The organism is Thermodesulfobacteriota bacterium (genome assembly GCA_040758155.1).
Taxonomy (GTDB): Bacteria; Desulfobacterota; Deferrimicrobia; order Deferrimicrobiales; family Deferrimicrobiaceae; genus UBA2219.
In genome coordinates this window covers 1-12,681 of the sequence record JBFLWB010000148.1, presented here as the reverse complement: position 1 = coordinate 12,681, position 12,681 = coordinate 1, and the positions used below count along the sequence as shown (strand labels likewise).

11 protein-coding genes are annotated in these 12,681 nt (G+C 66.6%); 9 read left to right on the top strand and 2 right to left on the bottom strand.

Annotated features, from left to right (window positions below; genetic code table 11):
• The first annotated feature begins 912 nt into the window (after positions 1-912).
• Genes AB1346_10385 through AB1346_10370 form a run of 4 tightly spaced genes read left to right on the top strand, consistent with a single transcriptional unit; the run spans position 913 to position 5,631 of the window.
• Positions 913-2,409, top strand: a complete 1,497-nt coding sequence (locus AB1346_10385; protein ID MEW6720843.1) for an efflux transporter outer membrane subunit — start codon at positions 913-915, stop codon at positions 2,407-2,409.
• The gene (locus tag AB1346_10380) at positions 2,406-3,707 is read left to right on the top strand and encodes an efflux RND transporter periplasmic adaptor subunit (GenBank protein ID MEW6720842.1); all 1,302 of its coding nucleotides are present in this window, start codon (positions 2,406-2,408) and stop codon (positions 3,705-3,707) included. The genes AB1346_10385 and AB1346_10380 overlap by 4 nt, the downstream gene beginning before the upstream one ends.
• Positions 3,704-4,435, top strand: coding sequence for an ABC transporter ATP-binding protein (locus AB1346_10375; GenBank protein ID MEW6720841.1), 732 nt, complete (start codon positions 3,704-3,706; stop codon positions 4,433-4,435). The genes AB1346_10380 and AB1346_10375 overlap by 4 nt, the downstream gene beginning before the upstream one ends.
• Positions 4,432-5,631 (top strand): ABC transporter permease, encoded by a 1,200-nt coding sequence (locus AB1346_10370; protein ID MEW6720840.1) that lies wholly within the window; start codon positions 4,432-4,434, stop codon positions 5,629-5,631. Before AB1346_10375 ends, AB1346_10370 begins: the two co-directional genes overlap by 4 nt.
• A 59-nt stretch (positions 5,632-5,690) precedes the next feature.
• Here the strand turns inward: AB1346_10370 and AB1346_10365 are convergent, their stop codons facing one another.
• Complete coding sequence (locus AB1346_10365) at positions 5,691-6,731, bottom strand: ATP-dependent 6-phosphofructokinase (GenBank protein MEW6720839.1); 1,041 nt, start codon at positions 6,729-6,731, stop codon at positions 5,691-5,693.
• A 127-nt stretch (positions 6,732-6,858) separates the two neighbouring features.
• On the opposite strand from AB1346_10365, the gene iorA reads away from it, so the two are divergent.
• From iorA to AB1346_10345, 4 genes are read left to right on the top strand one after another with little or no spacing between them, the layout of a single operon-like run.
• The gene (gene iorA, locus AB1346_10360) at positions 6,859-8,622 is read left to right on the top strand and encodes an indolepyruvate ferredoxin oxidoreductase subunit alpha (GenBank protein MEW6720838.1); all 1,764 of its coding nucleotides are present in this window, start codon (positions 6,859-6,861) and stop codon (positions 8,620-8,622) included.
• A complete protein-coding gene (locus AB1346_10355) occupies positions 8,619-9,242 on the top strand; it encodes an indolepyruvate oxidoreductase subunit beta (GenBank protein MEW6720837.1) in 624 nt (207 codons plus the stop codon). The genes iorA and AB1346_10355 overlap by 4 nt, the downstream gene beginning before the upstream one ends.
• Positions 9,239-10,540, top strand: a complete 1,302-nt coding sequence (locus AB1346_10350; GenBank protein ID MEW6720836.1) for a phenylacetate--CoA ligase — start codon at positions 9,239-9,241, stop codon at positions 10,538-10,540. Before AB1346_10355 ends, AB1346_10350 begins: the two co-directional genes overlap by 4 nt.
• Positions 10,541-10,554: 14 nt before the next feature.
• Positions 10,555-10,986: an ACT domain-containing protein gene (locus AB1346_10345; GenBank protein ID MEW6720835.1), complete on the top strand. Its 432-nt coding sequence runs from the start codon at positions 10,555-10,557 to the stop codon at positions 10,984-10,986.
• Positions 10,987-11,043: 57 nt separating this feature from the next.
• Here AB1346_10345 and AB1346_10340 read toward each other — a convergent pair whose 3' ends face one another.
• A complete protein-coding gene (locus AB1346_10340) occupies positions 11,044-12,288 on the bottom strand; it encodes an MFS transporter (protein ID MEW6720834.1) in 1,245 nt (414 codons plus the stop codon).
• Between the two features lie 114 nt (positions 12,289-12,402).
• Here AB1346_10340 and AB1346_10335 point away from each other — a divergent pair.
• Positions 12,403-12,681 (top strand): ABC transporter substrate-binding protein (locus AB1346_10335; protein ID MEW6720833.1); only part of this gene is annotated, 279 nt, incomplete at its 3' end.

Genomic DNA, 12,681 nt, shown 5'->3' with positions numbered 1-12,681 from the left:
GGACGCCGAGGATGGCCCGTTCCAGCCCGGCGGCCCCGTCGCTCACCGACTCGACGACGAATCCTTCCTGACCCAGGTATTCCCCGAGCAGTTCGCATAGCTCCGCGTCGTCGTCGATCACCAGGATGCGATTATCTTCCAATGCGCCTCCGGTCCGCTCTCTACGTGGCCATTCTAACGGACGAACCCGGAGCCGGCGGTAAAGAAATGTGAAGGTGCCGGCCGATTGTCTTCAGAGATCTTTACGCAGCCCGAGCGATTCTTAATCCCTCTTTACACGGCCAGGACCTACGCTACACCGCGACCCGAAAATGGGGACGGCACCGTCCCAATTCAAATGCTGGAGGTGGCTCATGGAACAACGCAGAAACTATCCGGTTATTCTTATCGTATTGATAACGGTGTCTCTCGCTGGTTGCAGCGGTGCCGAAGACGGACCTCCGGCTGCTCCGGAGGGCCTGACCGCAGCGGCCGGGGCTTCGATGGTAACTCTGGATTGGGACGCCGTGACGGATGCGACTTCCTAGAACGTGTATCGAAGTCTTTCCACCGGGGCTCTGTCTTCGAAGACCCTGGTGGCTTCCGCGCTGACCGCTACGGCATACACAGACGCAAACGTCACCTCCGGAACGACTTATTACTACCAGGTGACGGCCGAGAATTCCGATGGCGAATCCGACGGGTCAACCGAGGTTTCCGCTACCCCGCAATAGGGCGATTGTTCACAAGCTCATCTGCGATGGAAGTCCGTCCCCCGGCGGGGGCTGACGGAGAATAAATGAAAAAGACGGTCTCGTTCCGTGCCATCGCCTTTAATAACCTTTATAAAGCATGACCAACTCTTAACCCCTCTTTACGAACTCCCGGGGTAACTTCGAATCGAAAGCAGGAAGAGCGCAGAGGGGGCAGGCCATGTACGTTTCCGGCAGACATCGGATTCTCTCGGCATCTACGAAGAGCCTCTCCGGACCGCTGTTTGTGCTGGTATCGGTCTTGATCGCGGGCTCCGGATGCGCGGCGGTCGGGTCGGCGTACCGCAGGCCCGACATATCGGTGCCGGCCGCCTGGCACGGCGTCCGTGCCGGCGACAACACGGCGACCGCGCAGAGAACGGAGGACCTGTCTGCGTGGTGGGTGCGGCTCGGTGATCCGATCCTGACCGGCCTGATCGAACAGGCCCTTGCGGGAAGCACGGAGCTGCGTATCGCTCGGGCAAAGCTGCGCGAGGCCCGCGCCCGCCGCGACCTGGCCGGCGCCGATTATTTTCCTGCGGTGAAGGCGTCTGCATCCGCCGGCCGATCGAAAAACAGTACGGAAACAGGGTCTGGAGGGAAGGGAAAGCTCTACCAGGCGGGCTTCGATGCGTCCTGGGAACCGGACATCTTCGGCGGGAACCGGCGCGGCGTGGAGGCCGCCCAGGCCGATCTCGAATCGAGCGAGGCCGCTCTCCGCAGCACGCAGGTGTCGCTGGCGGCCGAAGTGGCGCTGAACTACGTGGAGGCTCGCTCCCTCCAGGCCCGGCTGGATATCGCCCGAAAGAATCTTTCAAGCCAATCCGAAACCGTCCGGCTCACCGACTGGCGCGCGCAGGCCGGCCTCGTCACCTCTCTGGACGTGGAGCAGTCCCGGGCCAACCTGGAGCAGACGCGCGCAGGGATACCGACCCTTTCGGCATCTCTGGCAGAGGCGGAGAACCGCCTCGCCATTCTCCTGGGGCGAACGCCGGGAGCGGTGCACGAACGGCTTGCCGCGCCCGCGCCCGTTCCGGCGGTACCCGAAGGGATCGCGATCGGGATTCCCGCCGACACCCTGGTCCAGCGGCCCGACGTCCAGGCCGCCGAGCGCAAGCTGGCGGCGGAAACCGCGCGGGTCGGCCAGGCGAAGGCCGCGCGATACCCGGGTTTGACGCTGAGCGGCTCGATCGGGCTGGAGGCGCTCACCCTTGGCGGTTTGAACGCGAGCGGCGCGGTAACGCGGAGCCTGCTGGCAAGCGTCGCCGGGGTGATCTTCGACGGCGGACGTCTCCGTTCCCAGGTGGAGATCCAAAGTGCGATCCAGGAGCAGGCGATGATCCAATACGAAGCCGCGGTCCTTGCCGCGCTGGAAGACGTTGAAGACGCCTTGGTATCGCTCACCGAGATCCGCCGGCGGGAAGAGGCGCTGCGCGACGCCGTCGAGGCCGCGCGAAACGCCGCCTCGCTGGCCCGCCACCGGTACACCGGCGGCCTGATCGACTTCCAGACCGTTCTCGAAACCGGGCGCACCGTCCTGACCGTCGAAGACAGCCTGGCCTCGGCCGAGGCCGACCGCGCCTCCGCCCTCATCCGGCTCTACAAGGCGTTGGGCGGCGGGTGGGCGACGAAGGATTCCGGGAATTCGGCGGGAATCGCCGACGGAGGGAAATCATGAACGATCCGCAGATCGCGAAGCAGGAGGAAGTCGCCCGTCTCCTGGGCGCTGCCGGCGCTTCCGGATTCCTCGGCAAATACGGGCTCCGGTTGGCCGTAGCGGGGCTGATCGCACTTGGGACCATCGCCTGGGCACTGCTGCGCGAGGGCGGCAAGGCCCAGGCCCCGCGATATCGAACCGAGGAGGTCACCCGGGGGCCTCTGGTCGTCACCGTGTCGGCCACAGGCAACCTGCAACCGACGAACCAGGTTGACGTGGGCTGCGAGATTTCGGGCACGGTCGAGTCGGTACTCGTCGAAGACAACGAGCGGGTGAAGAAGGGGCAGCTGCTGGCCCGGCTGGATACCTCCAGGCTGGAAGACCAGGTCGTCAGGTCCCGGGCGGCGCTCGCGGGGGCCGAGGCCCAGGCGCTCCAGATGGAGGCGACTGCCGTGGAGTCGCGGGCAACCCTTGCGAGGCTGCGGCAGGTTGCGGAGCTCTCCGGAGGGAAGGTTCCTTCGAAGGCCGAGATCGACACGGCGGAGGCGAACGTGAAACGCGCCGAAGCCAACGAAGCCAACGCGCGGGCATCGATCGGCCAGGCAAGAGCGGCCTTGAGTTCCGACGAGACGAACCTGTCCAAGGCGACGATCCGGTCGCCGATCGAAGGCGTGGTGCTCAAGCGCAACGTGGAACCCGGCCAGACCGTGGCGGCATCGCTCCAGGCGCCGGTGCTGTTCACGCTCGCCGAAAACCTCTCCCAGATGGAACTTCGGGTGGACGTCGATGAGGCGGACGTCGGGCAGGTCCGCGACGGTCAATCCGCCACATTCGGCGTGGATGCGTATCCGGGGCGCAGATACCAGGCCCGCATCGCTCGCGTGCATTACGGTTCGCAGACCAAGGAGAACGTCGTCTCGTACGTGGCGGTGCTGACGGTGGCCAATCCCGATCTCTCCTTGAGGCCCGGCATGACGGCTACCGCGGAGATCACCACCGCGAAGCGGGAGAATGCACTGCAGGTGGCGAACGCCGCGTTGCGCTTCACCCCGGCGGCGACTTCCCGACCCGCGAAGAAGAGCGGCACCGGCCTGGTCGCAAGCCTCGTTCCGCGCCCCCCGGCTTCGACGACCAACAAGCGCTTGAACGGATCCGCGGGCAACGGAGATGCAAGCCATGTCTATGTCCTGAAGGACGGCGTGCCGGTAGACGTCCCGGTGACCGCCGGCGTCACCGACGGGCGCACGACCGAGGTGACGTGCGGATCCTTGCGGGAAGGCGATCCGGCGATCACGGAGAGCCTGGAGGGACAGCCATGACGACCGGAACGGCTTCCGCCTCCTTCGGCGACCCGATCATCGAATTCTCCGGCGTTACGAAAACGTACGGTCGCGGGCAGGCCGCTTTCCAGGCGCTGCGAGGCGTGAACTTCGTGATCGGCGAGGGCGATTTCGTCGCGGTGATGGGGCCCAGCGGGTCCGGCAAGTCGACGGTGATGAACATCCTCGGCTGCCTGGACACGCCGACTTCAGGCGCCTACCTCTTCCGGGGCGTTCACGTGGAGCGGTTGACCCGGAGAGAGCGCGCCTTGCTGCGCCGCCACTACCTCGGATTCGTCTTCCAGGGATTCAATCTGCTGGCGCGAACCTCCGCCCGGGAAAACGTGGAGCTGCCGCTGCTCTATCGGGGCGAGTCCGCGTCCGCCCGCCGCGAGGCCGCGCGCGCGTCGCTTTCCGCAGTGGGTCTTTCGGGGTGGGAGGAGCATACCCAGGCCGAGCTTTCCGGGGGCCAGCAGCAGCGCGTCGCGATCGCCCGGGCGATCGCCACCAGTCCGGCGATCCTCCTGGCCGACGAACCGACCGGGAACCTGGACACGCAACGGGGACGGGAAATCATGGAGCTGCTGTGCGCGCTCAACCGCGATAAAGGGATCACTATCCTGATGGTCACCCATGAGCCGGACATGGCCGAGTACGCCTCGCGCGTCATCCGGCTCGTCGACGGACAGGTGGAGTCCGATGTCCGCAACAGGGAGAGACGCCGATGATGTGGAACACTCTGCATCTCGCATTGCGGGCGATCCGACGCAACCTCATGCGATCCTTCCTTACCACACTGGGGATCGTCATCGGCGTCGGCGCGGTGATCACCATGGTGACGCTCGGGAACGGCGCCACCCGGTCCGTGTCCGATCAGATTTCCGGCATGGGGAGCAATCTCCTGATGATCGCCCCGGGTCAGCGAATGGGCCCGCCGGAAGGAGCGCCCAGCCTCAAGTCCGCCGATGCCGAGGCGATCCGGAGCCAGGTCGGCGGACTCGAAGCCGTTGCGCCCACCGTCTCCAAAAGCGTGACGGCGGTGCGCATGGCCAGGAACTGGTCGACGGCCGTCACCGGGACCGACGCGGACTGGTTCCGGGCGGGAAATTGGCGCTTGACGTCCGGGCGCACGTTCACCGAGGCGGAGGAGCGCGGCAGCAAGGCGGTATGCGTGATCGGCGAGACCGTGCGCAAGGAACTCTTCGGAACCGGAAACCCGGTCGGCGAATCGATCCGGATCAAGCGGTTCTCCTGCGAGGTGATCGGGGTGCTGGGATCGAAGGGACAATCGTCCATGGGGCGGGACCAGGATGACACGATCGTCATGCCGTTGCGCACCGTGCAGCGCCGCCTCACAGGCAGCCAGGACATTGGCTTCATCCTGGTCTCGGTAAGGAAAGGCGCATCGATCACCCGGGCGATGGAACAGATCAGGTCCCTCATGCGCGAGCGGAGGAGGATCGGCGACGGCGAGGACGACGACTTCAACGTGATGGATACCCGGCAGATCGCCGAGACCCTCACCAGCACCACCAGGATCCTCACCATGTTGCTCGGCGCGGTAGCCGCGGTGAGCCTTCTGGTCGGCGGAATCGGCATCATGAACATCATGCTGGTGTCGGTCACCGAACGGACCCGCGAGATCGGCATCCGGCTCGCGATCGGCGCCCTGGAGGGGGAAGTGCTGCTGCAATTCCTGATCGAGGCGGTCGTGCTCGCTTCGCTGGGCGGCATCCTCGGCGTCGCGTGGGCGGCCGGCGCCTCCTACGTCCTTGCGAAGGTACTGAAGGTGCCGTTTCTCTTCAACCCCGGGATCAACGCGCTCTCTTTTCTCTTCTCCGCCGGGATCGGGGTGGTGTTCGGTTACTTTCCGGCCCGTCGGGCCGCGCACCTAGACCCGATCGAGGCGTTGCGCCACGAATAACTTCCGGGGGGATCTGGAGCCCAGCCCCATCGGCAGCCCAGGGGAATCCCCTTGCGGTCTTAGCCGAAAAACTCCTTGGCGATGCCGTACATCTCCGGGTCGACCGTCTTGAGGCGCGAGGTCGCCTCCGCCAGCGGGACGGCCACGATCCGGTTCCCCTGGAGCCCCGCCATCTTCCCGAATTCCCCCCGGTGCACCATCTCGGTGGCGAAGACGCCGAACCGGGTGGCCAGCACCCGGTCGTGCGCGGTCGGCGACCCGCCGCGCTGGATGTGGCCGAGCACGACGAAGCGCGTCTCGTACTTCGTCCGCTTCTCGATCAGCTTCGCCAGGACCTGGGAGATCCCGCCCAGCCGCACGTGGCCGAACTCGTCCTTCTGCGTCTCCTGCAGGACCAGCCCCCCCTCCTCGCCCGGCTTCCCGGCGATCTGCGCCCCTTCCGCGACGACGACGATGGAGAAGCTCTTGCCGCGGCTGTGGCGCCGGATGATGAGGTCGCACACCTCGTCCAGGTCGATGGGGATCTCGGGGACGAGGATCACGTCGGCCCCGCCGGCGATCCCCGCGTAGGTGGCGATCCACCCGGCGTGCCGCCCCATGACCTCGACCACCATGACGCGGTTGTGCGACTCGGCGGTGGTGTGGATCCGGTCGATGGCGTCGGTGGCGATGGAGACCGCCGTGTCGAAGCCGAAGGTGAAGTCGGTGCCGTACAGGTCGTTGTCGATCGTCTTCGGGACCCCGACCACCGGCAGCCCCATGTCGTACAGCCGGGACGCAGCCCCGAGGGTGTCCTCCCCGCCGATGGCGATCAGCGCGTCGAGCCGCAGCAGGCGGAAATTCTTGAGTATTTTCGCCGGGCTGGCCTCGTCCTTGAACGGGTTGGTCCGGGAGGTGCCGATGATCGTCCCGCCGACGTGAAGGATCCCGGACACCATCCGGGAGTCCATGTCCATCGGGGAGGGCTCGAGGAGCCCTTTCCACCCGTTCCGGAGTCCCACCACGCGGGAATTCCTCGAATCGGACATGCGCACCACCGCGCGAATCACAGCGTTCAAGCCGGGACAATCGCCGCCGCCGGTCAGCACCCCGATCCTCATGGCCGCTCCCTTTATATCGATGGATGTTGAAACAGTATATCAAATGCGGAACCCGACGGATTTGAACGGGAACGTCTGATATGCTACCTTTTAAACTTTGCATTTAGCCGATCCCGCAGGAGAAAACGTGTCCGTCCCGGCAAGGAAAGAGAACCACCGGCTCCTCTCCGGCAACGAGGCGATCGCCCGGGGGGCGTTCGAGGCGGGGGTCCGCCTCGCATCCGCGTACCCCGGCACCCCGAGCACGGAGATCCTCGAGGAGATCGCCAAATACGAGGGGATCTGCGCGGAGTGGGCCCCCAACGAGAAGGTCTCCGTCGAGGTCGCCATCGGGGCGTCCATGGCGGGTGTGCGCGCTTTCGCGGCGATGAAGCACGTCGGGGTCAACGTCGCGGCCGACCCGATCTTCACCGCCTCCTACACCGGGGTCCGCGGCGGGCTCGTCATCGTCACCGCCGACGACCCGGAGCTGCACTCCTCCCAGAACGAGCAGGACAACCGCCACTACGCCGTGGCGGCCAAGATCCCCATGCTCGAGCCGTCCGATTCCGCCGAGGCGAAGGAGTACACCCGGCTCGCCTTCGAGCTTTCCGAGCGTTTCGACACGCCGGTGTTCCTGCGCTCCACCACGCGGATCTCCCACGCCAAGGGTGTCGTCTGTCTGGAGGAGCCGTCCGGAGCGCCGTTCGCGCCGGGGTTCGTGCGCGATCCCGCCAAGTGGGTGATGCTGCCGCAGCACGCGAAGCGCCGCCACGTCGTGGTGGAGGAGCGGGTCCGATCCTTAAGGGAGTTCGCGGAGACCTTCGAGGGGAACCGGGTCGAGTGGGGCGACCGGTCGCTGGGGATCGTCACGGCGGGGGTTTCCTACCAGTACGTGAAGGAGGCGTTCCCCGAGGCGTCCGTCCTCAAGCTCGGGATGGCGTATCCCCTTCCCGAGCGCCTGATCCGTGATTTCGCCGCGGGGGTGTCGCGGCTGGCGGTGGTGGAGGAGCTCGACCCGCACATCGAGACGCACGTCCGGGCGCTGGGGCTCGCGGTCGAAGGCAAGGGGCCGGTCCCGTTCGTCGGGGAGCTCGACCCGCGCATCGTGCGGAAGGCGATCTCGGGAGAGGAGACCCCGCTGCGCGCGCCGGAGGCGGTTCCGCCCCGGCCGCCGAACCTGTGCCCCGGCTGCCCGCACCGCGGCCTGTTCTTCGCCCTGAAGAAGCTGAAGGTCGCCGTGACGGGCGACATCGGCTGCTACACCCTCGCCGCGCTCCCCCCGCTCGAGACGATGGACAGCTGCGTCTGCATGGGCGCGTCCGTCGGCAGCGCCCACGGCTTCGAGAAGGGGCTGGGCGACGAGGGGGCGGGGAAGGTCGTGGCGGTCATCGGCGACTCCACGTTCCTCCATTCCGGACTGACGGGGCTGATGAACATCGTCTACAACCAGGGATGCGGGACGGTGCTTCTGCTCGACAACGGGACGACGGCGATGACCGGCGCGCAGGAGAACCCGTCCACGGGGAAGACGCTGCGCGGGGCGGCGACCCGCCGGCTCGACCTCGAAGCGCTGTGCCGGGCGCTGGGGGTGGAGCACGTCTACACGGTGGACCCGCACGACATGGAGGCGACCGAGGCGGTCCTGCGGCGCGAGGTCGCCCGCCCGGAGCCGTCGGTGGTCATCACGAAGGCGCCGTGCGTCCTGCTGCCGGAGCACAAGAAGCGGCGGCGGCCGGTCTACGAGGTGGTATCCGAACTTTGCACGGGGTGCAAGGCGTGCTCGCGCCTGGGTTGCCCCGCCATCGAGTGGGCGGGGGAGCTGGCCCGGATCAACCCGCTGCTGTGCGACGGATGCAACCAGTGCCCCCCGCTGTGCAAGTTCGACGCGATCCGGAAGAAACAGGCATGACGGCCTCGCGCGGAGACGTCTTTCTGGCGGGCGTGGGGGGGCAGGGGACGCTGCTGGCCTCCGAGGTCCTCGGCGAGGCGTTCCTCCGCTCGGGGTACGACGTCAAGAAGAGCGACGTCCACGGGATGGCGCAGCGGGGCGGTGCGGTGACGACCCATCTGCGCTACGGGCCGAAGGTGTTCTCCCCGCTGATCGAGCCCGGCCGGGCGGACCTGCTGATCGCCTTCGAGAAGATCGAGGCATTGCGCTTCGCGCACTACCTGCGCCCCGGCGGGGTCCTGGTGGTGAACGCCCAGGAGATCTACCCGCCGTCGGTGGCCACGGGGCGGGAGCCGTACCCGGCGGACGCGGAGACCCGGCTCGCGGCGGTGACGGAGCGGCTCTACGTGGTGGACGCTTTGGCATCCGCGCTGGCGCTGCGGGAGATCCGGGCGGTGAACATGGTGATGGTCGGCGCCGCGTCACGCTTCCTGCCGCTGCCGGAGAACGCGTACGAGGAGGCGCTTCGGGAAAGCCTGCCGGAGCGGATCGTGGAAGTGAACCTCCGCGCGTTCCGCGCGGGGAGGGAGCTGCTGCCGGACGGATCGAGAACATACGGGGAAAAGGGAGGAGATCGATGATCTGGAACGACGAGTTCGAAACCCTTCCGCGGGAGGCGCTGGACGCCCTCCAGCTCAAGCGGCTGCGCAGCCTGGCGGACCGTGTCTACGGGTCGGTCCCGTTCTACCGGAAGAAGCTCGACGAGACGGGGTACCGTCCGGGCGACGTCCGGTCGCTCCAGGACCTCTCCCGCCTTCCCTTCACCACGAAGCTCGACCTGCGCGACACCTACCCCTTCGGGCTGTTCGCCGTTCCGATGGAGCGGGTGGTGCGCATCCACGCCTCCTCCGGCACCACGGGGAAGCCGGTCGTCGTCGGGTACACCCGGCGCGACATCGACACCTGGGCGGAGCTGATGGCCCGGACGCTCTCCTGCGGCGGCACGACGAGCAAGGACGTGGTCCAGAACGCCTACGGGTACGGCCTCTTCACCGGCGGGCTGGGCGCCCACTACGGCGCGGAGAAGATCGGCGCGGCGGTCATCCCGATCTCCGGCGGCAACAGCAAGCGCCAGATCATGCTGATGCAGGACTTCGGCTCCACCATCCTGACCTCCACCCCGTCGTACGCCCTGAACCTGGCGGAGGTGATGGCGGAGGAGGGAGTGGACCCCGCGACGCTCAAGCTCAAGTGCGGCCTCTTCGGCGCCGAGCCGTGGAGCGAGGCGATGCGCAAGGAGATCGAGCGGAAGCTGCACATCAGCGCGATCGACATCTACGGGCTCTCCGAGGTGATCGGCCCGGGCGTGTCGTCGGAATGCCTCGAGGAGAAACACGGGCTGCACGTCTTCGAGGACCATTTCATCCCGGAGATCATCGACCCCGACACGGGGAAGGTGCTGCCGCGCGGAGAGCTGGGCGAGCTGGTCTTCACCACCATCACGAAGGAGGCGTTCCCGGTCATCCGGTACCGGACCCGCGACATCTCGCGCCTCATCGACGCGCCGTGCGCCTGCGGGCGCACGCACGTGCGGATGGAGCGGATCTCCGGGCGCACGGACGACATGCTCATCATCCGCGGGGTCAACGTCTTCCCGTCGCAGATCGAGGCGGTGCTGATCGCGGTGGAGGGCGTGGAGCCGCACTACCAGCTCATCGTCACCCGCGAGGAATCGCTCGACGTCCTCGAGGTGCAGGTCGAGGTGAACGAGTCGATCTTCACCGACGAGGTGAAGGGGCTCGAGGGTCTCGCCAGGAAGGTCGAGCGCGAGATCAAGGACATGCTCGGGGTCTCCTGCAAGGTCAAGCTCGTGGAGCCCAAGACGATCCAGCGCAGCGAGGGGAAGGCCAAGCGCATCATCGACAAGCGACAGATCTGACGAGGAGGGGCGCCATGAAGGTGGAGCAGATTTCGATATTCCTCGAGAACAAGTCCGGCCGGCTCGCGGAGGTCACCGGGACGCTGGCGAAGGCGGGCGTCAACATCCGCGCCCTTTCGCTGGCCGACACCGCCGACTTCGGGATCCTGCGCCTCATCGTGAACGACACCGAGAAGGCCAAGCGGGTGATGAAGGAGAACGGCTTCACGGTCGCCAAGACCGAGGTGATCGCCCTCGAGGTGCCCGACTCCCCCGGGGGGCTGGCGGGGATCCTCGCAACGCTCGACAAGGCCGGTATCAACGTGGAGTACATGTACGCGTTCGTGCAGCGGGCCAAGGACAACGCGATCATCATCTTCCGGTTCGACGAGCTCGACAAGGCCGCGCGGGTCCTGCTCGACGCCGGGGTCCGCGTGCTGAAGGCGGAGGAAGTCTACGCCCTCTGATCCCCGCATCCCGGGGGGCGCCGCGCCCCCCGGGAACCGCGGGACGTCCCGCTCCCCCTATCCGGGCTCCGGCTTCCGCAGGAATGCCGTGAGAGCGATCGCGATCGCCGCGAACGCCGCCGCCATGTAGAAGGCGCTCGAGAATCCCCCCAGCCGCTGCGCCATCATCCCCGCGACCGCGGGGCCCGTCATCTGCCCCAGCCCGAAGATGAACGTGACCAGTCCGAAGGCCTCCGCCGCCTTCCGGGCGCCCACGTAATCGCCCATCGCCGCCGCCATGATGGAGGGGATGCTCCAGGCGACCACGCCGTAGAATCCGATCGACAGGTACAGGAAGGCGCCGGGCAGCCGCGTGGCGGCCAGCAGGTAGGACACCGCCTGGAGGGAGAAGACCATGATCAGCCCCGCCTTCCGGCCGAGCCGGTCGGACAGCGTCCCGAAGACCGGCCCCGAGAAGAGGCTCAAAAACCCGATCCACATCCAGAACGTCCCGGCGACGTCCTCCGGGAAGCCCCGCTCCCGGACCAGCGTCGTGACGATGAAGGTGGCGTAGATCGGGTAGGTGTAGCCGAACAGGAAGTAGATGATCCCGAGATGGTAGACGACCCCTTTCCGGTAGACGCTCGGTTCCCGGGCGGCCGCTTCCGGGCGGGGGAGGGGCTGCGGCGCCTCGCCCCCACCGACGGGGGAGAGCCCCATGTCCTGCGGGCGGTCCCTCAGCAGCGCGAGGGCGGCGAGGGCGACCAGCGCCGTGAGGCCGCTCAGGATCATCCAGCTCACCCTCCAGCCCTCGGGCCCCACCTCCCGGTTGACGTAAGGGATCAGGCGTCCGGAGAGCATTATGGCGAACCCGCTTCCGATGACGATGAATCCGGCGGCCCGCCCCCGCAGCCGGCTCGAGAACCATGCGGAGACCAGCCCCATCACGGGGACGTTGACGGCTCCGCTCCCCATTCCGGTGATCGTGTACCAGATCATGACGGACCGGAAATCGCCCGCGCGGCTCACCAGCGCCATGGAGGCGCAGACCGCCAATAGCGCGAAAAATATGAATTTTCTTGGACCCGTTCTGCCGCTTGCGCGTGCACTGAGGAGGACGGAAACGAGGTAGCCGAGGAAATTCCCCGTGCCGATGAAACCCATTTCCGAATAAGAAAGCTTCAGCGTGGAGGCCATCGACGGGAGCAGCATGCCGAGCGCGAAGCGCGCGAAGCCGAGGCACGCCACGACGCAGAGCATGCCCGCTGCGACGACGACCCAGCCGTAATGGATCCTGTGTACGGAAGCGGGGGAAACCGGCATCCGTGGAAATATAACATTGTTTATGCCGGCCGGGCGATCTGTTGTGGACTCCCGGAAAATCCTGATTTAATATTCGGGAATTCCGCATCACCTATCAGAACGGAGGAAAGGAAGATGAGGACGACGAAGAGACTGGTTCCCGGATTCATATTTCTTACGGTTCTGCTGTGGGGGGCGGTTGCCCCGGCGGCGGAACCGATCCGGATCGGCGCGATCTTTTCGGTGACGGGTCCGGCATCCTTCCTCGGCGAGCCGGAGCGCAACACCGCCAAGATGCTCGAGGAGGACATCAACCGGTCCGGGGGAATCCTCGGACGTCCCGTCGAGCTCATCGTCTACGACGATGAGACGGACGCCACGAAGGCGGTCACGGCCGTCGACCGGCTGATCAAG